This is a genomic window from Streptomyces sp. NBC_01317 (genome assembly GCF_035961655.1).
In the GTDB taxonomy this organism is placed as follows: domain Bacteria; phylum Actinomycetota; class Actinomycetes; order Streptomycetales; family Streptomycetaceae; genus Streptomyces.
Genome location: NZ_CP108393.1, coordinates 7,565,968 through 7,587,501, shown reverse-complemented (window position 1 = coordinate 7,587,501; position 21,534 = coordinate 7,565,968). Strand labels below are relative to the sequence as shown.

General features: G+C 73.3%; 18 protein-coding genes. 8 read left to right on the top strand and 10 right to left on the bottom strand.

Annotation, left to right across the window (positions count from 1 at the left end; genetic code table 11):
• Positions 1 to 17 precede the first annotated feature (17 nt).
• Complete coding sequence (locus OG349_RS32765) at positions 18 to 797, bottom strand: GNAT family N-acetyltransferase (protein WP_327238036.1); 780 nt, start codon at positions 795 to 797, stop codon at positions 18 to 20.
• A gap of 128 nt (positions 798 to 925) precedes the next feature.
• Between OG349_RS32765 and OG349_RS32760 the strand changes: the two genes are divergently transcribed.
• Positions 926 to 1,801: an alpha/beta fold hydrolase gene (locus OG349_RS32760; protein WP_327238035.1), complete on the top strand. Its 876-nt coding sequence runs from the start codon at positions 926 to 928 to the stop codon at positions 1,799 to 1,801.
• A gap of 43 nt (positions 1,802 to 1,844) precedes the next feature.
• Here the strand turns inward: OG349_RS32760 and OG349_RS32755 are convergent, their stop codons facing one another.
• The 3 genes from OG349_RS32755 to OG349_RS32745 all read right to left on the bottom strand — a co-directional run bounded on the left by OG349_RS32755 (position 1,845) and on the right by OG349_RS32745 (position 4,216).
• Positions 1,845 to 2,630 carry a hypothetical protein gene (locus tag OG349_RS32755; protein WP_327238034.1) on the bottom strand — a complete coding sequence of 262 codons (786 nt, stop codon included), beginning with the start codon at positions 2,628 to 2,630 and terminating at the stop codon, positions 1,845 to 1,847.
• 105 nt (positions 2,631 to 2,735) lie between these two features.
• Positions 2,736 to 3,062, bottom strand: a complete 327-nt coding sequence (locus OG349_RS32750; RefSeq protein ID WP_327238033.1) for a nuclear transport factor 2 family protein — start codon at positions 3,060 to 3,062, stop codon at positions 2,736 to 2,738.
• A gap of 152 nt (positions 3,063 to 3,214) precedes the next feature.
• Positions 3,215 to 4,216 (bottom strand): ArsR/SmtB family transcription factor, encoded by a 1,002-nt coding sequence (locus tag OG349_RS32745; protein WP_327238032.1) that lies wholly within the window; start codon positions 4,214 to 4,216, stop codon positions 3,215 to 3,217.
• A gap of 221 nt (positions 4,217 to 4,437) precedes the next feature.
• Between OG349_RS32745 and OG349_RS32740 the strand changes: the two genes are divergently transcribed.
• Positions 4,438 to 6,201, top strand: coding sequence for a CocE/NonD family hydrolase (locus OG349_RS32740; protein ID WP_327238031.1), 1,764 nt, complete (start codon positions 4,438 to 4,440; stop codon positions 6,199 to 6,201).
• Positions 6,202 to 6,210: 9 nt separating this feature from the next.
• The gene (locus OG349_RS32735; protein WP_327238030.1) at positions 6,211 to 6,723 is read left to right on the top strand and encodes an NUDIX hydrolase; all 513 of its coding nucleotides are present in this window, start codon (positions 6,211 to 6,213) and stop codon (positions 6,721 to 6,723) included.
• Between the two features lie 12 nt (positions 6,724 to 6,735).
• On the opposite strand, the gene OG349_RS32730 is transcribed toward OG349_RS32735, so the two are convergent.
• Positions 6,736 to 7,764 (bottom strand): phosphotransferase family protein, encoded by a 1,029-nt coding sequence (locus tag OG349_RS32730; RefSeq protein WP_327238819.1) that lies wholly within the window; start codon positions 7,762 to 7,764, stop codon positions 6,736 to 6,738.
• The gene (gene lnt, locus OG349_RS32725) at positions 7,764 to 9,347 is read right to left on the bottom strand and encodes an apolipoprotein N-acyltransferase (RefSeq protein WP_327238029.1); all 1,584 of its coding nucleotides are present in this window, start codon (positions 9,345 to 9,347) and stop codon (positions 7,764 to 7,766) included. The genes OG349_RS32730 and lnt overlap by 1 nt, the downstream gene beginning before the upstream one ends.
• Positions 9,348 to 9,590: 243 nt before the next feature.
• On the opposite strand from lnt, the gene OG349_RS32720 reads away from it, so the two are divergent.
• On the top strand, positions 9,591 to 10,655 hold the full coding sequence (locus tag OG349_RS32720; RefSeq protein WP_327238028.1) for an O-antigen ligase family protein: 1,065 nt from the start codon (positions 9,591 to 9,593) through the stop codon (positions 10,653 to 10,655).
• A 39-nt stretch (positions 10,656 to 10,694) separates the two neighbouring features.
• On the opposite strand, the gene OG349_RS32715 is transcribed toward OG349_RS32720, so the two are convergent.
• Together OG349_RS32715 and OG349_RS32710 are read right to left on the bottom strand one after the other, a co-directional pair.
• The gene (locus OG349_RS32715; protein WP_327238027.1) at positions 10,695 to 11,258 is read right to left on the bottom strand and encodes a hypothetical protein; all 564 of its coding nucleotides are present in this window, start codon (positions 11,256 to 11,258) and stop codon (positions 10,695 to 10,697) included.
• A 69-nt stretch (positions 11,259 to 11,327) separates the two neighbouring features.
• Positions 11,328 to 12,122, bottom strand: coding sequence for a glutamate racemase (locus OG349_RS32710; protein WP_327238818.1), 795 nt, complete (start codon positions 12,120 to 12,122; stop codon positions 11,328 to 11,330).
• Positions 12,123 to 12,180: 58 nt separating this feature from the next.
• On the opposite strand from OG349_RS32710, the gene OG349_RS32705 reads away from it, so the two are divergent.
• Entirely contained in the window at positions 12,181 to 13,455 is a 1,275-nt protein-coding gene (locus OG349_RS32705; RefSeq protein WP_327238026.1) for a glycosyltransferase, read from the top strand.
• Positions 13,456 to 13,474: 19 nt separating this feature from the next.
• Here the strand turns inward: OG349_RS32705 and OG349_RS32700 are convergent, their stop codons facing one another.
• The gene (locus OG349_RS32700) at positions 13,475 to 14,743 is read right to left on the bottom strand and encodes a TerD family protein (RefSeq protein ID WP_327238025.1); all 1,269 of its coding nucleotides are present in this window, start codon (positions 14,741 to 14,743) and stop codon (positions 13,475 to 13,477) included.
• Between the two features lie 260 nt (positions 14,744 to 15,003).
• Here OG349_RS32700 and OG349_RS32695 point away from each other — a divergent pair, with 260 nt between their 5' ends.
• The 3 genes from OG349_RS32695 (at position 15,004) to OG349_RS32685 (ending at position 18,985) form a co-directional block, all read left to right on the top strand.
• Positions 15,004 to 15,471: a DUF6643 family protein gene (locus OG349_RS32695; RefSeq protein WP_327238024.1), complete on the top strand. Its 468-nt coding sequence runs from the start codon at positions 15,004 to 15,006 to the stop codon at positions 15,469 to 15,471.
• Between the two features lie 299 nt (positions 15,472 to 15,770).
• Positions 15,771 to 16,379 carry an Rv1733c family protein gene (locus OG349_RS32690; protein WP_327238023.1) on the top strand — a complete coding sequence of 203 codons (609 nt, stop codon included), beginning with the start codon at positions 15,771 to 15,773 and terminating at the stop codon, positions 16,377 to 16,379.
• A gap of 200 nt (positions 16,380 to 16,579) precedes the next feature.
• Complete coding sequence (locus OG349_RS32685; RefSeq protein ID WP_327238022.1) at positions 16,580 to 18,985, top strand: right-handed parallel beta-helix repeat-containing protein; 2,406 nt, start codon at positions 16,580 to 16,582, stop codon at positions 18,983 to 18,985.
• On the opposite strand, the gene OG349_RS32680 is transcribed toward OG349_RS32685, so the two are convergent.
• Positions 18,955 to 21,471, bottom strand: a complete 2,517-nt coding sequence (locus tag OG349_RS32680) for a hypothetical protein (protein ID WP_327238817.1) — start codon at positions 21,469 to 21,471, stop codon at positions 18,955 to 18,957. The two genes, OG349_RS32685 and OG349_RS32680, sit on opposite strands and share 31 nt — an antisense overlap.
• Positions 21,472 to 21,534: the final 63 nt, after the last annotated feature.

The window sequence follows — 21,534 nt, the reverse complement described above, 5'->3', positions numbered from 1 at the left end:
GGAATTCGCGTGGGATATCAGAGCCGGGGCAGTTGGAACTGCCGGTAATACGCGACGGTTCGAAAACCCATGCGCGAATACAGCCGCTCGCCGTCCGTGCTGGCCTGGAGCGTGCCGATCCGCAGGCCCCGTTCACGGCCGGCCCGCAGGGCCACGAGCGTCAGGAACGCGCCGATGCCGCGCCCCCGGTACGCGGGTTCCGTACTCACGACATACACCCCCGCGACGCCGTGCCGGTCGAACAGCGCGGACGTGCCGACGACACGTCCGTCGAGCCGGGCGGCGAACCGGACCAGGCTGCCCGGTGCGTCCGCCCGGTGGGCCTCGTTGGCCTGGTTGCCGGTGACCTGTCCGGGCGTGAGACCGAAGGACGGGGAGTACGAGGCGACCCATGCGGCCAGCTCCCGCCGGCCGTTGACCTCCTCGACGCTCACGCCGGGCGGGGCGGTCGGCGGATCGAGCCGGTCGATCTCCGCGGCCATCAGCGGCAGCACGCCGACCTGCGCGGCGCCCCGGGCGAGGAGGTGGTCCGCGAGCCCGGCGGAGCTGTCCGCCCCGGCCCACCACAGCCACGGGACGGGGTCCAGCTCCGTGTGGGCCCGCGCGATCGCCGCGTCGAGTTCGCCCTCGCCACGGGTGTATCTGAGCACTCCGTTTCGTCGCGGTTTCATGAGATGACTGCGGTAGATCATGAATTCGGGGTCGTCGGAACGCTTTTTATCGCCGTATCCGACGTAGTAGTCCCGTGAATTCGCGAACTGGGGTGCGGAATCGTGGATCGATTCGACAACGCTCATGGGCGGATTGTAACCACGGGATTCCGATGGGCCCGGCAGGTGTGCGGGTGCGTACCGGCGCGGGGCGCGAAGGGCTCGTAAACTGAGAAAAGAGAAGCAGGGCGCCGTATGACCGAGAGGGGCCGCCCATGTCTCGCGCGTCCCGTGCGGCCGACGACGTGGTCGCACGGCACCACGCCTCCGGTCACACCTTCCGGGCCGGCGGGATCCGCGGCTTCACCCTGGACCAGGGCGAGGGCCCGCCGGTGGTGTGCCTGCACGGCGCGCCCACCAGCTCGTTCCTCTACCGCAAGCTCGTGCCGGAGCTGGCGGCGCGGGGGTTCCGTGGCGTCGCCCCCGACTTTCCCGGCGCCGGCCTGGGGGCCCGGCCGCTCGCGTTCGACTACACCTGGAGCGGTCTCGCCCGGTGGACCGACCGGGCGATGGACGCGCTCGGGATCGACCGGTGTCATCTGGTCGTCCACGACACCGGCGGGCCGGTCGGCTTCGAATGGGCGATCACCCGGCCCGAGCGTGTGCTGTCCCTGACTGCGCTCGACACCCTCGTCGACGTCGCCGCGTACCGGCCGCCCCCGTCGATGCGCCCCTTCACCGTGCCCGTCGCGGGCGAGGCCTGGCTCCCCATGCTGCGCCCGCCGGTCTCCCGGCGGCTCTTCCGGCGGGTGGGCCTCGCCGACGGCTCCTCGCTGACCGACGCGGAGGTGGACGCCCACTTCGCGCTGGTCACGCGCCAGGACGCGGGGCGCGCCTTCCTGAAGATCATGCGCGGTTTCGAGCTGACCGGCGCCAAGCAGGCCTTCTACTACGAGGGCCTCGCGTCCCGCCCGTATCCCGCCCAGGTGGTCTGGGCCCGCGACGACCCGATCCTGGGGCTGCCCCGGCTGCGGGCGGTGCTGGACGCGCTCGGGGTCGGTTCCCCGACCGTCCTCGCGGGCCGGCACTACCTCCAGGAGGAGCAGGCCCCGGCCATCGCCGCGGTGGTCGCGGAGCTGGCCGGGGCGTGAGCGGGGGCCGGTGCGCGGGTCCGCGCGCGGGCCCGCCGCGAAACTACTTCAGTGTGACGGCGTCGCCGGTGGAGACGACCTTCATCGTGGTGGTCGTACCGAGGAAGGCCCAGCGCCAACTGCCCGCGGCGTTCGCCTTCACCGTGGCCCGGAGGTGGCCCTTGCTGTCGGTGGTCGCCGTCCTGACGGTGCTGTAGGCGCCGCCGGGCTTCTTGTACTGCAACTTCACCACCTGCTTGGTGAACGCGTGGTACTTCAGGTCCGTCCAGTTGGCCCGCGACAACTTACCGGTGACGGTCAGCGTGCTCCCCTTCTTCACCGGCTCGGGAGTGGCGTCCGTGGTGAGGGTCGCGGCGCGCTTCACCTTGAACAGCGCGATGCGGTCCGAGATCCAGTAATCGCCGTCATTGGCCTTGACCGTGGCGTTGACCTGCCAGGTTCCCGCCACCGCGTTGGCGTCCCAGCCCGCGTTCCCGCTCCCGTAGGAGTCGATCCAGGCCGGGTCCATCTGCATCGTCGCGGTGCATACGGATGTCGTCGTGCCCGTCTTCCTGCACGTCGATCCCAGGTAGTCCACAGGCCCGTGACCATTGGCCGTGTTGAACGCGGACACGTCGGTGACCTTCTTCACCCCCGAGTTGTCCTTGACCGTCATCGAGATCGTGAACCGCTTGATGTCCTTGATCCCGACGATCACACTGTTCCCGCCGTTCACGACGGTCCTGGTGACCCGGATGTCACCGCGTCCTTCCGCGTGCGCGGCCGGCGCCACCACGATCCCGGCGACCACCGCCGCCACCACGGAGGCCACGGCGCTTCTTCTGTGCATGTCCCACCCCTGTTCACCCCGCCTCGTGGCAGGGGGGGAACACAGTAGCGACCGGCGCGGCCGGTCAGGCGATCGGGTGATCACCGGGACGGCGGGGTCCGGTGGTCAGCCGGTGATCTGCATCAGCGACACACCGTCGTCGGCCACGACGAAGGTGAAGTCGGACGGTCCGTTGAAGCCGTCCCCGCCCACCACCGCACTGACCGTGACCCGATCGCCCGATCGGTTGACGCCGGTCACGTCGAGGCGGACGTTCACGCCGATGAACTCCTTGTCGCTCCAGCCGCGGATCGCGTCCCGGCCCCCGAAGACACGGCCCCAGTCGTCGACGGCTCCGTCGAGGGTGAAGGCGTCGAGGAACGCCTCGGTGTCGGCGTTGTTCGCGGCGTCGAGGGCCCGCTGGACCGCTGCGGGAACGGACATGGTGCTCATGCTGGCCTCCAGGGGTGCGGGGGTGGGACGTGGAAGCTGTGCCGCCGGTCGGGCGCCGCGGGGGTCGGTGTCCGGTCCCGCGGTCGACCGGCCTCTGCTCATCCTGGCACGGCGTTCCGGCCCCGGCCGTCCCTGTCCTGGGCGCTCGTGGATCAGCCGAGTGTGCCGTCCGGGCCCAGTTCCCCGTTGAGGAGCGCGATGCCCAGCGGTGTGACATGGTGCCGGACGGATCCGCCCTCCCGGCGGGTGTCCAGCAGTCCCGCCTCCCGCAGCACGGACGTCTGGCGGCTGATGACCGGGAGCGCCACCCCGACCCGGACCGCCAGCTCGGTCGTCGTCCCGCCGGCCGCCGCGGCGTCCAGCACATGGGCGCGGGTCCGGCCGAGCAGGGCGACGACCGGGTCCAGGCCGTCCTGGTCGCCCTCCGCCGCGGCCGGCCGCAGCCAGCCCAGGCGCGGCGAGAGCGGGTACACCAGCACCGGCGGCCGGTCGGGGTCCATCAGGGTGATCGGCTGGATGCGGCAGAAGAAGGACGGGACGAGCACGAGGCCCCGGCCCTCCAGATAGACGTCCTGGTCCGCGTACACCGGGATCTGGAGCACCGGCGCCTCCCACCGGACGCGGGGGTGGAGTTCGGCGAGCAGCCGCTCCACCCCGCCGTTCAGCAGCGCGAGGCCGCGCCGGGCGCGGTCCGCCTCCGCGTGGGCCTGGATCCGTGCCTGGTACGGGGCGAGGGCGACCCGGTGGTACGCGGCCAGGGTGTCGCCCAGGCGGGCCATGACCTGGTGGTCCCCGCCGGCGAGTTCGCGGATCCACGGGGTGGGCCGGCTCTCCTCGGCCAGGATGGCCAGTTCGGCGGAGAGTTGGGTGCGCGGCGTGGACAGGACGTCCTCCAACTGGTGGGCGAAGTCCGCCTCTCCCCGGCCGGGCGTCAGGAAGTCGGGCGAGTAGCCCCAGGGGCGGGCCAGTTCGAGGAGCGGGCGCACGGCCGGCATCCGTAACGCCCGTGTCCTGCGCCGCCATTCGCTGAACGCGAGCGAACGGTCGGGCTCCTGGACCATGTGGAGGCTGAGCAGGACGTCCCACAGAGGATCCGAGCGGGTGGCGACCGTCACCCGGCTCAGGTCCTCGCCGGTGAAGTGAATGCGCAACACGCCGACCACCTTCCGCCGCGGACACGCTCTAGCACCCTAGGCAGCGCCGGCGAACGAGGACAGAGCACAACTCGCCTTATTGTGTCGGCCGTTGACGCATATCGTGCGTTCGCGATCCACTTCGGTCCATCACGCCCGCCGTACGCCGCCCCCGTATTCGACCGAAGTGCCGAATCGCCCGGCACCGCCCGCGTCCGGTGGTCCTCGATAAACTGGACGCCATGGTCGCCGCTCTTCCCCCCGCCCGCTCACCCCTGGGGCGGGGGCTGTTGACCGGCCTCCCGGTCCTGGTCGCGCTCCTCGTGCTGCTCGTGCCCCCCGTGACGGCGGGAGCGGCGCCCGCCCGGATCCCGGCGGCGTACGGCAGTACGACGGTCCCGGACGTCGGCGTGCCGATGAGCGACGGCACCACGCTGGTCGGCGACGTCATGTATCCGGCGGACCGCCTCACCGGGGAGCGTGCCGAGGGGGTGTTCCCCGTCCTGCTCTCGCAGAATCCGTACGCCTGCGACACCACGGCCGGGAACCTGCACGGACTGGGACAGGACGCCCTGGGCGACCCGGCGTATTTCGTGGAGCGCGGATACATCTACGCGTCGGTCTGCGTGCGCGGTACGGGCCGCTCCGGCGGCGCGTTCGACCTGTTCGGGCCCCGGGAGCGCCGTGACGGGGTCGAGCTGGTGGCGTGGGCGGCCGGCCGGCTGGCCGGGTCCGACGGCACGGTCGGCCTGACCGGCTGCTCGTACCTGGGCCTCAACCAGCTCCTCACCGCCTCGCTCCTCCCGCGCGGCTCCGCCGTGAAGGCCATGCTTCCGGCGTGCGCCGGGGCGGAGACGTACCGCGAGTCGATGAACTCCGGCGGAATGCCGACCCAGACCCGCAACTACTTCACCCACCTCGGTACGCAGATGGGCCCGCGCGCCGGCGCGTACGGCAGGGCCCTCGCCGCGAGCGTGCAGCACGGGGGCGACAGGGCGTACGCCGGGGCGTGGGTGACGTCCCGTACCCCCGGGGACCTGGCCGCCGCGATCGTACGGGCGGACATCCCGACGCTCCTGTGGAGCGGGAACCTGGACCTGTACGCGCAGGGCTCGCAGGAGATGTACACGTACCTCCAGAACGCGTACTTCCACCGGCCCGTCCACACGAGTCCGGCACCCGGGCAGCGGACGACCCCCCGCTACCAAGTGGTCGTCGGCCCGTGGGCGCACGGCGAGGGCGTGGACCGCGCCGTGGCGCTCGACTGGTTCGACACGTGGCTCAAGGGCAGGCACACCGGTTTCGGCACCACGACCACTCCGTTGCACCTCTACCGGCAGGGCGCGCGGACCTGGCTCCACACCACGGCCTTCCAGCAGGTCCGCGCCTACACCCCCTACTACCTCGGCCCCGGCGGCACCCTCGGCCCGACCCCGCCGCGCGGCGCGGGCGCGGACCGGATCGCGTACACCGAACCGTCCGCCGCCGGCGGGCGGCTGGCCTACACGACGGAGCCGTTCCGCCGGGGCGCGGTCCTGGCGGGGCCACTCAGCGCGCGTCTGTGGGCCGGTTCGAGCGGTACGAACCTCACCCTCATCGCCCAGCTGGACGACATCGCCCCCGGCGGAGCCGCCACGAAGATCACGTCGGGCTCCCTCGTCGCGAGCCTGCGCGCCCTGGACGCGGACCGGTCGTGGCGCGACTCGAAGGGGGTGGTCGTCCGTCCGTACGGCACGTTCGCCGCGGACCGGTTCCTGCGGCCTGGGCAGGTGTACGAGCTGACGATCGGTCTGTCCCCGCGGGTCGCGCGGCTCGCCCCCGGCCACGCGCTGCGGCTGACCCTCACCACCCGGACCCCGGAGGCGGACTGTTCGGCGCCGGTGGGCGTGGACCCGTGTTTCCCCACCGACCCACAGCTGCGGACCCTTCCGGGCACCTATACGGTCCACCGCTCCCCCACCGCGCTCTCGGCGGTCAACCTGCCGCTGCTCGGAGGGCCCGGTTAGGCTCCTGACATGGCGACACCCGACTTCATCCGTACGATCCGCGCCTCGGCGGGCCACCAGTTGCTCTTCCTGCCGGGGGTGAGCGCGGTGGTCCTGGACGACGACGGCAGGGTCCTGCTGGCCCGCCGCGCCGACACCGGCGGCTGGTCGCTGGTCGGGGGCATCCCCGAGCCGGGCGAGCAGCCCGCGGTGGCGGTCGTGCGCGAGGTGGAGGAGGAGACCGCCGTACGCTGCCGGGCGGAGCGGGTGGTGCTCGTCCAGGGTCTTGAGCCGGTCCAGTACCCCAACGAGGACCGCTGCCAGTTCATGGACATCACGTTCCTCTGCCGTGCGACGGGCGGCGAGGCCCGGGTCAACGACGACGAGTCGCTGGACGTGGGGTGGTTCTCGCTGGACGCGCTGCCCGATCTCTCCGAGTTCTCCCTGATGAGGATCAAGCAGGCGCTCGCCGACGAACCGACGTGGTTCGATCCCGGCACACCGGGCGGCCTCGACACCGGCCGGGGCGGGACCGCCCGGTAGCGGACCCTCACCTCACGGACGGTCGGCGGGCACGGGTCCGAGCGAGGGCCACCGGGCCAGCACGGTCCGGCGGAGGTCCGTGCTGACCGCGTGCAGACCGTGCAGGCCGGGACGGCCGGCCGTCGTCCCCGCGACCACGCCGAGCCGGTGGGCCAGCCGCTGCCGGGCCGTCGCCGTACCCCACGTCCAGTCGCGGTCGGGAATCCTGGCCAGGTGGTCGACCGTCTCGCGGCGGGCCCGCTCGACCAGCGCGTCCCCGCGCAGGAGCCAGCCGGCGCACGCGTCGGTCAGGTCGCCGCCGGGGTCGGTGCCGGTCAGCTCCGTCCAGGTGGTGCGGTAGGCGGTCTCGGCGCGGTCCAGCAGTGCCGTGGGCGCCGAGGTGACGCACCAGCAGGTGGGGAAGCCGACGCGCAGGTACGCCAGTTCCACCAGGCCGTTGCCCAGCGACGCCTGTTCGAAGTCGATGAACTTGACGCCGTCGCCCGTGTGCAGGTCGTTGCCGGGGCACGGATCGCCGTGGAGCAGCGCCTGTCCCCCGGCCCGGCCGAGCCGGTCCACGAGCGCGGTGAGTTCGGCCCGCGCCCCGGGCGGGACGGTGACGCCGAGCGTCTCCGCCAGGTGGACGAAGGAGTCGGCGTCGTCCTGGGTGGGTCCGCTCCAGGCGGGCAGGAGGCCGGCGTCCGCCGGGAGGGCGGTGGCGTGCAGCCGGGCCAGTGCCGTCGCGTACCCGACGATCCAGTCGCGGGGCGGCGGGCGGTGTTCCACGTGCTCCAGGACCAGGACGCGCTCGCCGGGGTCGGTGCCGAGGAGCGCGGGTACGACGGCCGGCTCGGCCCGCGCGGCGATCCGCAGCGCGGCCACCTCGCGGGCGTAGCGCTCCGCGGCCCCGGGGCCGTCGACGAGCTGTTTGACCACCGCCGGCGCACCACCCAGCTCGACGCACCACACCCGGGAGCGCGGGCTGCTCTCCAGCACGCGGGGTCGACTCGGCGCGCCCAGCCGGGCGCGCAGTCCCGCCCCGAACGGCACCCGTGGCCGGATCACCGGCGCCGGGCGCGTACCGCCAGGGTGGTCACCCAGGCCAGGCCGCCGAGGGCGACCGCCGCCAGCAGCCCTTCCGGGAGGGTGCCCAGGCGGGTGGCGGGGGTCAGCGAGGAGCGCAGCGGCACCGTGTCGACCAGGGTGTCCGGGGTGAACATCTTCGTCTGCCGGACGATCGTCCCGTCCGGCCTGATGATCGCGCTGACCCCGCTGGTGACGGGCACCACGACCGTCCTGCTGTGCTCGACGGCGCGCACCCGTGACATCGCCAGCTGCTGGTACGTCATCTGGCTGCGGTCGAAGGTCGCGTTGTTGCTCGGTACGGAGATGAGCTGGGCGCCGTCGGTGACGGTGTCCCGCACCGCCCAGTCGAAGGCCGCCTCGTAGCAGGTGGCGAGGCCGACCTTCGTCCCCGCCATGTCGAAGACCCCCGGCTTTGAACCACGGCCGAAGTCGCGGGCGACCATGTCGGCGTAGCCGGGGCTGATGGTCTTGACCAGGGAGCGCAGGGGGAGGAACTCCCCGAACGGCTGGATCTGGCGTTTGTCATAGGTGGCCGTCGGCCCCTTCGCGGGGTCCCAGAGGATCTGGGTGTTGCGCAGCGGCCCGGTGTCGGGGGTGAGCACGGCGCCCACCGAGATCGGCACCCCGATCGCCTTGGCCGCCTGGTCGATGACCTGGCGGGCGTCCTCGTTGCGGTACGGGTCGATGTCCGAGGAGTTCTCGGGCCACAGCACGAAGTCGGGCCGGGGCACCTTGCCCGCTTTGACGTCGGCGGCGAGCCGGAGGGTCTCGCGGACGTGGTTGTCGAGGACCGCGCGGCGCTGGGCGTTGAACTCCAGGCCGGCCCGGGGCACGTTGCCCTGGACGGCGGCGACGGTCGCGGTGCCGTCCTCGGCCGCGTCGGACACCAGCGGCAGGGCGGCGAGCGCCCCGAGCACCGGGACGAACACGGTGGCCGCCGCGACGGCGGCGGCCCGGCGCGGCAGCCGTCCGGTACGCCGGTACGCGAGGCCCTGGCGGACCGCCTCGTACAGGCCGAAGCCGCACAGGACGACGGCGAAGCCGAGCACCGGGGTGCCGCCGACCGCGGCCAGGGGCAGGAACACACTGTCCGCCTGGCCGAAGGCGATCTTGCCCCAGGGGAACCCGCCGAACGGCACCCGGGCGCGGACGGCCTCGCCGAGGATCCAGACGGCGGCGGCCCACACCGGCCAGGCGGGCAGCCGGGACACGGCCGCGATACCCATGCCCACCAGGGCGACGAAGACCGCTTCGACGGCCGCGAGGGCGAGCCAGGGGCCCGGGCCCACCTCGGCGCCGGTCCAGATCAGCAGCGGGAGCAGGAAGCCCAGTCCCGCGAGGTAGCCGAGGCCGAGGCCCGCGCGCAGGCGGCGGCCGTGCAGGCTCCAGGCCATCAGGGCGAAGCCCGGCAGGGCCAGCCACCACAGGGGGCGGGGCGGGAAGCTCGCGTAGAGCATCAGGCCGGACAGCGCGGCGGCGCCGGGCCTGACCAGTCGCCTCTCGCGCCGGGCGGAGGGGGCGGGCGGCGGGGTCTCGACGGGGGCGATGGTGGTGCTCACCGGGCGGAGTCTACGGTGGGTGTCTGTGTGGAGGGGAGTGCGTCCCCGCGTGCTGTCGGCCAGGGTGACGGTCACGCCGGCGGACGTGGGCCGGGGCGGGTGCGGCAGCGTTCCTTCGCAAGGTGTCCACAAATCCCCCTTCTTGCCGTTAACGTGTGCGCCAGCCTTTGCCACCTGGCCGGATCCGGCTGCTGTGGGACGGGGTTCGCACAGGTCGAAGGGGTCGACGGAATGGTCGACAGGATGGCTGTACCGGCAGAACGGCCCGCCGCCGTACGGGAGCGGGGCAACGCGCCCGACGTCGTGGGCGCCGTGGTGCTCGGCGCCTGTGCGGTGTGGGCGGTGATCAGCGCGGCGGCCGGCGGGGGCCGGCCCGAGGGGATACTGCTCGCCGTGCTCGCCGTCGCCGCGGGGTACGCCTGCGGCCGGATCAGCGGGGGCACGGTGCCGGTGGCCGCCGCCTCGGTGGTGGCGCTGGCCGCGCTCGCCGCGGCGCTCGCCTCGGGCCGGGACACCCCGGCGGGGGCGGTAGCCGTCGCCACCCCCCAGGGTGATTCCGGCGCGGTCGCGGCGCTGTTGGCGCTGGCGGCGGGGGCCGCGTGCTGCGCCGCCACGGCGGCGCGGCGCCCCCGGTGGCGGGTGGCGCTGCGGCTGCTGGCGGTGGGGATCGGCGTCGCCGCCCTGCTGCTGGGCTCCGTCGCGGGGCTGGTGGCGGTGCTCGGGGTGCTGCTCTGCTCCTTGGCGGCGGCCCGGATGCGGCGCAGGTCGGCGGCGCTGGCCGGGCTCGCGCTGGTCGCGGCGCTGGTGGTGGGCGGCTCGTGGGCGGTGGCGGAGGGCGGGCTGCCGGAGGGCCTGTCGGTGTCGCTGGAGGGGCAGCTGACCACGAACCGGGTGCAGCTGTGGCACGAGGCGGTCGACCTGGCGAAGGAGCATCCGCTGCTGGGGGTGGGGCCCGACCGGTTCGGCGACCTCAGCCCGACGGCGCTCCAGTCGCTGGACACGGACGGCAAACCGCACTCGGCGGCGTTGCAGGAGGTGTCCGAACAGGGGGTGGTGGGGCTGCTCCTGCTGGCGGCGGTGTTCGGCTGGCTGCTCTACGGACTGGTCCGCTCGCCCTGCTCCACTCCGGTGGTCCTGACGGCGGGGGCGACCCTGACGGCGCTGGCGACCCTGGCGAGCGTCGGGAACGCGCTGAGCTTCGCGCCGGTGACGGCGGGGGCGGGGCTGCTGGCGGGGCTGGCGACGGCCCGGCCGGCGGGGCGGCTCGTACCGCAGGCGCTTCCGGCGCTGGACCGGGCGCCGGGCTGACCAGGCGGTGCCACGCTGACCAGGTGGTGCCGGGCCTGATCAGGTACCGGCCGCGGCGCTTCCCGGGCGGCCGAGGACCAGACGGTTCCGGATGACCCGTACGGCGGCTTCCGCGTCGTCCACCGTCACAGTGAAGGTCCTGCCGTCGCCCAGGCGCAGGACAAGTCCCTCGCCTCTGCGCACGACCACGCCCGTGCCCATCTCGGGGCGCCAGCGGTAGCCCCAGCCGCCCCACTGGCGCGGGTTGACCTTGGGGGCGAAGTCGGCGTCCACGACGTGGGCGAGCAGGATCCGGCGGCGCGGCAGCCCCATGTGGCCGCAGCGCACCTCCAGGCAGTCGCCGTCGACCCGGACCGCCACATGGACGAAGGCCAGGGTGCCGAAGAGGATGAGCAGCCCGGCGGCGACACAGCCGATGACGGACATCAGGAGGGCGGCGAAGCCGGAGGTCCAGTTCGACTGGACGGCCAGCACGACGCCGAGCGCGATACAGGCGAGTCCCACCGCGGCGAGCAGCCATTGCGCACGGTTGGTGGCACGGCCGGTCCAGATCTCGGGCAGGGGTTCCACGGTGTCGCCCTCCTGCCGGGGGTGCTCCGTCATGCCAAGCAGACTACCCACGTTCCGCGCGTACGGAAGTCCTCCGCCGGATCCGTGACACCGGACACGCGGTCAGCCCGGTTGGGTGACGGCGGCGAGCAGCCGCCCCTCCGCGTAGCCGAGCGCGCGCACGGGAAGATCGCCCTCGCGGCCGCTGAGGAGCACGGTGAGCCGAGGATCGAAGGGGGCTGCCGGGGCTCCCGGGGCGGGTACGTCCCCGAGGCGGCGCAGCGCCTGGGCGGCGACCGCGTCGGCCGAGCCGTGCAGGACCAGCGGGGGCAGGTCCGGCTGCTGGACGGCCGTACGGATGCGTTCCGCGACCAGTTCGTAATGGGTGCAGCCCAGGACGACGGCCCTCACCCCGCGCGGGGTGAGCGCGGCGGCGGCGGCCACCGCGCGGTCGATCGCGTCCTCGTCCGCCGACTCGACGGCCTGCGCGAGTCCGGGGCAGGGCACCTCGGTGACCTCGGCGGAGCCGGCGAAGTCCCGGATCAGCCCGCGCTGGTAGGGGCTGCCGGTGGTCGCCGGGGTGGCCCAGATGGCAAAGGGGCCGCCGCCGGCCGCCGCCGGCTTGATCGCCGGGACGGTGCCGATGACGGGCAGGTCCGGCTCCAGCGCGGCGCGCAGCGCGGGCAGGGAGTGCACGGAGGCGGTGTTGCAGGCGACGATCAGGGCGTCGGGCCGGTGGGCGGCGGCGGCCCGTGCGACGGCGAGCGCCCGTTCGGTCACGTCGTGCGGAGCGCGGGGGCCCCAGGGCATGCCGTCGGGGTCCAGGGACACGACAAGATCGGCGTCGGGCCGCAGCCGGCGTACCGCGGCGGCGGCGGCGAGCAGGCCGATACCGGAATCCATGAGCGCGATCTTCACCCGGTCACCATAGTCGACCGCGCTCGCGGCACCGGAGTTGTGGTGCAGACTGCGGCGGATGAGCGCCATTGCCTGGATCGCGTTGAGTTCGCTGGCCGCGTGGGGCTGGCTGTCGCTGGGTCAGGGTTTCTTCTGGCGGACGGACCAGCGGCTGCCCGTGCCCGCGTCGCCCGGTCCGTCCGTGCTACCCGGTCCGTCCGTGCTGCCCGGTCCGTCCGCGTCGCCGACCGCGGCCGGTACGGCCGGCCCGGCCGGGGGCGACGGGGGCGTCTGGCCGTCCGTCGCCGTCGTCGTGCCCGCCAGGGACGAGGCGGACATGCTGCCGGAGAGCCTGCCGTCGCTGCTGGCGCAGGTCTATCCGGGCGCCGCCGAGATCTACCTGGTCGACGACGGCAGCACGGACGGCACCGGCGAGCTGGCCCGTGACCTCGCCGTCCGGTACGGCGGACTGCCGCTGACCGTGTCCTCACCCGGTGAGCCCGAGCCCGGCTGGACCGGCAAGCTCTGGGCGCTGCGGCACGGCATCGCGCTGGCCCGCGGCGGCCCGAAGGATCCCGAGTACCTGCTGCTGACGGACGCCGACATCGCCCACGAGCCGGACAGCCTGCGGGAACTGGTCGCCGCCGCCCTGGGCCACCGCCTGGACCTGGTCTCCCAGATGGCCCGGCTGCGGGTGGCGAGCGGGTGGGAGAAGCTCGTCGTCCCGGCCTTCGTCTACTTCTTCGCGCAGTTGTACCCGTTCCGCCGGATCAACCGTCCCGGCGCCAGGACGGCCGCCGCGGCGGGCGGTTGTGTCCTCCTCCGTACGGAGGCCGCCGTACACGCGGGGGTGCCGGAGTCGATCCGTCAGGCCGTCATCGACGACGTCTCGCTCGCGAAGGCGGTCCAGGGCAGCGGCGGGCGGATCTGGCTGGGGCTCGCGGAGCGCGTCGACAGCATCCGTCCGTATCCCCGGCTGGCCGACCTCTGGAGCATGGTGGCGCGCAGCGCGTACGCGCAGCTGCGGCACAATCCGCTGGTGCTCCTCGGTACGGTGGCCGGCCTGGCGGTGATCTATCTGGCGCCGCCCGTCGCGCTGTGCGCCGGGCTGTTCGGCGGGGACGTGGCGGCGGGGTGGCTCGGGTTCGCGGCCTGGGCGGTGATGGCGGGGACGTACCTCCCCATGCTGCGGTACTACCGGCAGTCGTCGTGGCTGGCTCCGCTCCTCCCCTTCACCGCGTTCCTGTACCTGTTGATGACCGTCGACTCGGCCGTGCGGCACTACCGGGGCCGGGGCGCGGCCTGGAAGGGGCGTACGTACGCCCGTCCCGAGAGCGAGCCCCGGCCGCAGTAGCCGGCCGGCCGTGCGTAGGTCACTTCCTGCCCGGTGTCCAGTTCATGCCCCAGCCATAGGCGTAATCGATGGTGCGCTGCGGGCTGACTCCGCGATCCGGTACGAGAAAGCGCGCTTCGCGCTGGACGACGAGGTCCGATCCCGTATTGGTGATCAGTGCCAGCGCGCAGACGGTCGAGGGCACGGTGCATTCACCGAGCGAGAAGTCGACGGGGGCGCCGTGCTGCGGCTGGAGAGTGACGGTCGCGTCGAGATCGGCGAAACTGCGGGCGCCTTCGTAGATGGTCACGAAGATGACGACGCGGCGGAGCTGATCCTTGTGGTCGAGGTTGATCGTGAGGTTCTCCCCGCTGGAGAGCGCGCCCGTACGGTCGTCGCCGTCGAGATGGATGTACGGCGGCCGGTCGAGTGAGCCGAAGGCATTGCCGAGTGCCTGGACGACGCCTTTGCGTCCGTCGGTCAGTTCGTAGAGTGCGCACAGGTCGAGATCGAGATCGCTGTGGGCGGCGACGGCGCGGCCGAGTTTGGCTCCCCAGCCCTTGAACTGTTTACGCACCTGCCAGTTGAGGTTGACGCGCATGGTGCCCGACGTGCCGCCCTGTTTGGTGAGCGAGACGGAGGGGGCCTCCTTCGTCAGGGTCACCTTGCTGAGCCGGACGGGGGTGGCGGCCGGGGGCGGTGCGGGCGCCGCCGGGGGCGCGGGCGGCGGGGAGGCGGTACGGAGCGGCGGGGCGGGCGCGGCGGCGGGCGCCGCCGCCCGCTGCGGTTCGTCGACCGAGATGCCGAAGTCGGTGGCCAGTCCGGCGAGTCCGCTGTCGTACCCCTGGCCCACCGCCCGGAATTTCCAGCTCCCCTGACGCCGGTACAGCTCGCCGAGGACAAACGCCGTCTCGACGGTGGCGTCCTGGCTGTCGTACCGGGCGATCTCGGCGCCGGAGGCGGCGTCCAGCACCCGTACGTACAGTCCGGGCACCCGGCCGAAGGTTCCGCCGTCGGACGACGCGGCCAGGACGATCCGTTCGACCTCCGGCTCCACCCGGGCGAGGTCCACCGCCAGGGTGTCCGTGACGGCGTCCCCGGCGGGCCTCTTGCCTTCGTGGCGTACGGCGCCCGAAGCGTGCGCGGGCTGGTTGTAGAAGACGAAGTCCGCGTCGGAGCGCACTTTCCCGGTCACCAGCAGCAACGCCGAGGCATCGACGTCCGGCGTTCCCGCCGCTGAACGCCATCCCAATTCGACGCGGACGGCGGACGCCGCCACCGGAAGATTGGCCCCTTTAAGCATGGACATGCTCGCCCCCATCACGAGTCGGGGTCCCGAAGATTCCCTCCCGTCAAACCTAATCCCCGCAAGGCCGTTCCGACCCCCCGGGACCCGCCGGTACCCACCGGAAACCCGCCGCCAACCTGCCCTTTACACGATCCGTACACAGCTGGGCGACCGTTTTTCCCAAGTTCGCTCGCATTGGGGATCCGAAGTAACCCACAGGTCCCGAAAGAACCATCTTTTCGGACTCCCCAACCGGCACACGGTGGGCTTAACTTTGTTCCATGACCTCCCCCCGCGCCACCTACGGCGGCGGTTACTACACCGCGCCGTCGTTCCCGGACACCCCGATCTACGACTCCTTGGTCGCGGAGCGGGGCACGCCTCAGATCGCCCCGATCCGAGTGCCTTCCGCCTACGACACGGGCAACAGTTACCTGCCGGCTCTGCCCTCCGCCCTGCCGGCCCTCCCCGCGGGTCCCTCCGCGCCTTCCCCGGCGTACGGCGGATATCCGCAGCAGATGCCGATGCAGCAGCCCGTACCGCTCCAGCACGCGCCGGCGCCGTACATCCCGCAGCAGGCGGGCGCGCCCCGCGGCTACCAGAGCGCGCCGCCCCAGCAACAGCAGCAGCGCCCGATGCCCGGCACCGGGTACGAGGCGATGCGTCCCGCGGCCCCGCGCCCCGCGCCTCCGCAGCCCAGTCCGTACGACGACCCGTACAACCGGCCGTACCAGAACCGGGGGTACTGACCGCCCCTGAGCCCCGTACCACGACGTACCAGGGTGGAGGTCCTACCCGTACTTCTCCGTGCCCCCGATTCCCCCTCCCGTTCCGCACCCGGGAGGCGGGGAGCCGGGGGCACACGTCCTCCCGCACGCAGGACCCTTCCGCCGGCCGTCGCGTGAACGCGCCCCGGCCGGGAACACCGGCCTGTGGCACGCACGTTGAGTGCATAGGACATCGAAGTGAGTTTGCTCTCTCTCCGCGTCCGCCGGGCGTCACGCGAGCCGTCCCGGGCTACAACGGACACGGAAGGGGGTGCGGGACTGTGCGATCGATCGTCGGACTCTGGCGCTGGCGCAAGAATCCCCTGCGCCGGGGCACCGATCTCATGGAGGCGTGGGTGGCGCTGGTCGCGGCGCTGCTGCTCGCCCTCGCCGCTCCGGCCACCGGCTGGATCTGCGGGTCACGTATCAATTCCTCGTTGCAGCACACGGTGCGTCTGCAACGCGAGGAGCGGCACCGGACGACCGTCGTGGTCACCGGCCAGCCGAAGGAGCACCACCACAACGCCTTCGACGCCGAGTCGGCCGCCGACCACGGCGGCGGCAGCCGGGTGCTCGCGACGTGGTCGGCGGCGGACGGTACGCGGCGCACGGGCACCCTCACCGCGCCGGGACGCCGGATCACCCCCGGAGCGACGTTCACCATCTGGACCGACCCCCTGGGCAAGCCGGTCAGAGGTCCGATGAACGGCGACTGGGCACGGCTCAACGCCGTGATGGCGGGGGCGGCCACGACCCTGGTGGCCGCGGTGCTGGTGGAGCTGCTGCGGCGGCTGGTCCTGTGGAGACTCGTACGACGGCGGTACAGCAGGCTCGACCGGGCCTGGGCGAAGGCCGGTCCCGACTGGGGCCGTACGGGAGCGGGCAGTTGAGACTCCGCCACCGCGCGTGAGCACCGGCGGGTCCCCTGGCCCGCGGGGCGGGACGAGACCCGCGCTTGCGTCAACTCAGCGCTGCCGCGCGCGCTACGGTGGTGCCTCCCGGTCCGCTGTCTCGGCCGGGGCGGGCCCGGGGCAGGGCCCCGGAACGGATCGTCACGCGCACACGCACGAGGTGGGGGCACAACAGCGCCATGGCACAGGGCACGGTCCAGGTGACTCACACCGGAACATCGCGTTGGCGGCGGCGCACGGGCGAATACGCCTCCCTCGCCGCAGCCCTGGAGGCCGCCGCCAACGGCGACATACTCACCATCGCCCCCGGCACCTACCGGGAGAACCTGATCGTCGCGCGGGCGGTGACCCTGCGCGGCCCCGAGGGCTCGCTCGGTTCGGTACGGATCGCGCCCGTCGACGGCGTACCGCTGACCGTCCGCGCCTCCGCCACGATCCAGGACCTCCATGTGGAGGGCCAGGACACGACGGCGCCCGCCCTGCTCGTCGAGGACGGCACCCCCGAGCTGCTGGACCTGCGGGTCGTGACCCGCTCCGCCGCCGGGATAGAGGTGCGGGGCGGCGCGGCCCGCCCCACCGTCCGCCGCTGCACCGTCGACAACCCCGCCGGGGTCGGCATCGGGATAATCGACGGGGCCGGCGGGGTGTTCGAGGAGTGCGAGGTCGTCGCCGCCGGCCAGTCCGGCATCTCGGTGCGCGGCGGCGCGCACCCCCGGCTGGAGCGCTGCCGTGTCCACCACACGTCGGGGTCGGGCCTGTCCGTCACCGGCGAGGGCAGCGGCCTGGAGGCGTTCGGCTGCGAGGTGTACGAGATCAAGGGCACCGGCGTCCAGATCGCGTCCCGCGCGACGGCCCATCTCACCGACTCGTCCGTGCACCGCACCTCGGCCGACGGCATCACGCTCGACACGGACGCCGTGCTGACGCTCTCCGACTGCGACATCCACGACATCCCCGAGAACGCGATCGATCTGCGGTCGCGTTCGGTGCTCACGCTGACCCGCTCGACCGTCCGGCGCTTCGGCCGCAACGGTCTCTCCGTGTGGGACCCGGGCACCCGGGTCGACGCCAACCAGTGCGAGATCCACGACAGTACGGGCGACTACCCGGCGGTCTGGATCAGCGACGGCGCCACCGCCGTGCTCGACTCGTGCCGCCTCCACGACGTCCCCGACGCGCTCTTCGTCCTCGACCGCGGCTCACGCGTCGACGTCGTCGACAGCGATCTCTCGCAGGTGCGGAACACGGCGGTGTCGGTGAGCGACGGCGCGACCGCGCAGCTCGACGACTGCCGCATCAGGGAGGCCTCCACCGGCGCGTGGTTCCGGGACCACGGCAGCGGCGGCACGCTGAACTCCTGCACGATCGACTCCGTACAGACGGGTGTCATCGTCACCAAGGGCGCCGACCCGACCATCGAGCGCTGCACGGTCACCTCGCCCGCGGAGGCCGGTTTCTACGTCTCCGCCGAGGGGCGGGGGACGTTCCACAACTGCCGGGTCACGGGCAGCGGGGGCTACGGCTTCCATGTGATGGACGGCTGCCGCTCGACGCTGACCCGCTGCCGTACGGAGCGATGCGCGCGCGGCGGTTACGAGTTCGCCGAGGACGGCCCCGTCGCGGAGGACTGCACCAGCGACGAGAGCGGGGTGCTCACCCCGCCGGTGGAGCCGCTGCCCGTCCTGACCGCCACGCACTCCGGCGGCGTGCTCGGCACCGTACCCCCGCAGCCGACCGCCGCCCCGGCGGCCGGTGAGCCGCCCGCGGCGCCGCCGCGCGCCTCCGAGGCGGTCCTCGGGGAGCTGGACACGCTGGTCGGACTGGAGAGCGTGAAGCGGGAGGTCCGGGCGCTCACCGACATGATCGAGGTCGGCCGGCGCCGCAAGGAGGCCGGGCTCAAGGCCGCGTCCGTACGCCGCCACCTGGTCTTCACCGGCTCCCCCGGCACCGGCAAGACGACGGTGGCGCGGCTGTACGGCGAGATCCTGCACTCGCTGGGGGTGCTGGAGCGCGGCCATCTGGTCGAGGTGTCCCGGGTGGACCTCGTCGGGGAGCACATCGGTTCCACGGCGATCCGTACGCAGGAGGCGTTCGACCGGGCGCGGGGCGGCGTGCTCTTCATCGACGAGGCGTACGCGCTGTCGCCCGAGGACTCCGGCCGGGACTTCGGCAAGGAGGCCATCGACACGCTGGTGAAGCTGATGGAGGACCACCGGGAGGCGGTCGTGGTGATCGTCGCCGGGTACACCGTCGAGATGGAGCGGTTCCTGACGGTCAACCCCGGTGTGGCGTCCCGTTTCTCACGGACCATCACCTTCAGCGACTACGTCCCCGAGGAGCTGCTGCGGATCGTGGAGCAGCAGTCCGAGGAGCAGGAGTACCGGCTCGGCGAGGGCACGGGCGAGGCGCTGCTCAAGTACTTCACCGCGCTGCCGAAGGGGCCCGCCTTCGGCAACGGCCGTACCGCGCGCCAGACGTTCGAGTCGATGGTGGAACGGCACGCGGGCCGGGTCGCCCAGCTGCCGCAGACCAGCACGGACGACCTGACGCTCCTCTATCCGGACGACCTGCCCGAACTGCCCTGAGGGCGCTGGGGTTTGTGACGCGGTGACGTCTCACGCCGGGGCGTCCGGCGCGGGGACGTCTGGCGCGGGAGCGGCGCGGGCGGCAACCGGTCGAGCAGCGCGTCCCGTTCCTCGGTGAAGACCGGGTCGGTCTGGTAGGCGGAGTGCCCCAGGATCGGCTCGGGCAGCGGATGGCGCGCCGAACGGCCGTACGCGAGCGGGTCCTTGAGCGGTCCGCGGTCCACCTCGGGCCTGTCCCCGTCCGCCGGGATCCTGACCGGGCCGCCGATCGGGTCCGTGGCGCGCCACAGGTTGCGCCAGCAGTGCACCTCCTTGCTCAGTCCCGCCAGGGGGCCCGCGCCGAAGTAGGCGGGGAACCAGCGGCCGTAGAGACGCTCCAGCGGTGAGCCGTACGTCAGCAGCGCCACGCGGCGGCGGGTGGCGGGCCGCAGCTGCCAGACGGCGGAGGCGGCGAGCACACTGCCCTGCGAATGCCCGCAGAGGACGAGCCGTCCGCCCGTGCGGGCCGTCCAGGAGGCGATCCGCCAGGTGAGGTCGGGCACGGCCCGCTCGGCGTAGCAGGGCGGCGCGAAGGGGTGGGCGGCGCGCGGCCAGAACGTACCGACGTCCCAGAGGATGCCGATCGTGCGCCGGGCCGAGGGGTCGCGGTACGCGCGGCGGCCCCAGGTGACGAACAGTATGAAGCCGAGCCCTATCAGCCAGGACCCCAGCGCCTGGGCCGTGTCGGCGACCGACTCCAGCAGGGAGTTGCTGCCCTCGGCGGCCTGTCCCGGCACCGCGCCGCTCAGCCAGGACCCGGCGACGGCGGCGGCGCCGAGCAGCAGGGCGGCCCCGGAGAGCGTGCCGACGAGCCAGGGGGCCGCGTCGGTGAGCGCGGCCCGCGCGCGGGCGCCCGCGATCTGGCGGGTACGGAGGGCGTCGACGGTCACGTCGCCGTACTCCGCCTCCACGACCGGGGCCAGCCGGCGCCCGGCACGGACCGTACGGACGGCGAGGACCGTCACGGGGACGAGGAGCAGCACCAGCAGCACGGGGATGGCGGCCGCCTGCCAGCTCAGCAGCACGGGCGGGCCGGCCATCGCGCCCTCGCCCATGCCGGGGGTGGCGCCGCGGTCGAGCCAGTCGGCGACGCGCTGGGCGATGCCGCCCGTCATCACCCCGGCCAGGCCGCAGGCGAGCATCGCGACGGCGGGGCCGCCGAGGCCCCACAGGGCGGTCCTGGCGTGCGGGGCCCCGCGGTGCAGGGCGCACGCGGTGACCAGAAGGGCGAGGATCAGGGCGACCTGGGCGAGGACGATCACGCGGAAGGTGAGATCGCTGGGGAGCGCGCCGGAGGAGACCCAGCCGGGGCGGGACCACCCGGCGTAGAGGATCGCGGCGGCCAGCAGCACGAGGGAGGTGGCGGGCAGCCAGGTGACCAGCGCCCGGTCGAGGGTGGCGTCGCGCCGGCGCTCGCTGCGGCCCCTGCCGCACACCACGTGGACGACCACGAACCCGCAGAGGAGCAGCGCCGCCTGGAGGAGCCGGCCGAGGAGGTCGGCGGGGGCACCGGCCGCCGTACGGTCGTGGTCAGCGGCGGCGCCGACGAGCGCGGCGGCGACGGTGAGGAAGCCGGCGGCGGTGTGGGCGGCCCGGAGGCGGGCGACTAGGCGGCGGCCGTACCAGAATCCGGGGCGGCCGAGGGCGGGGCGGACGGTGGGGATCTCCGACCCGGAGACGGACGCGGTGTCGGGTGTGATGTCCGTCGTGGTGTCGGCCTCGGTGTCGGTGGGGGTGTCGGCCGCCGTGTGGTGGTCGGCCTCTGCTTCCGGGAACCCGCCCGGGCGGGCGTCGGTGGGCGGGCGCTGGGACTCGTACGCGCTCCAGGTCCGGTTGGAGAGGTACCAGAGCAGCCCCACCAACGCGGTGGGCACCAGCGAGGCGAGGGCCAGCCGGCGGCCCGGCTGTGCCCACCAGCCGTGCCCCTCCGGGGAGAGGAATCCGAGCCAGGACCGGTCGGCGACGCAGTGCGCGGAACCGGCGCACTGCCAGGCCGTGAGGTCGAGGGCGACCTCGGAGGCGGCGGCGGTCAGCAGCACGGTGAGGGTGAGGGCGACCAGTCGTACCAGTACGCCGTACAGCCGTTGGGACTTCATCAGGCCCTTGGTCGCCGGGCGCATCCAGTGCGCGAGATTGACGACCATGAAGGGCAGGAGTAAGAGCCACAGGGCCCGTGAACCGTTTCCGGAGGTGAGGTTGCACCAGACGTACGCCTCCGGGACCGGGCGGTCGTAGGCCTTCGCGTCCCCCGCGTTCGCGTCCTCGGCGGTCCGGTCCTCGGCGTTCACGTCGTCCGCGCGGCGGAACACCGCCGCCGTGTCGTCGCCCGTGACCCGGACCGTACGCGGATCGCCGAGCATCTCCTGCGGTGTGGTGCCACCGACACCGTGCACGAACAGTTCGAGCGCGGGTCCGCCACGGTGCGGAACAGGAGTCTCAGGGGGCACTTCGGTCACTCACCCTCCGGATGCCAGGATCGGCCGGCCCATCGGCCGACACATCCGCCGATA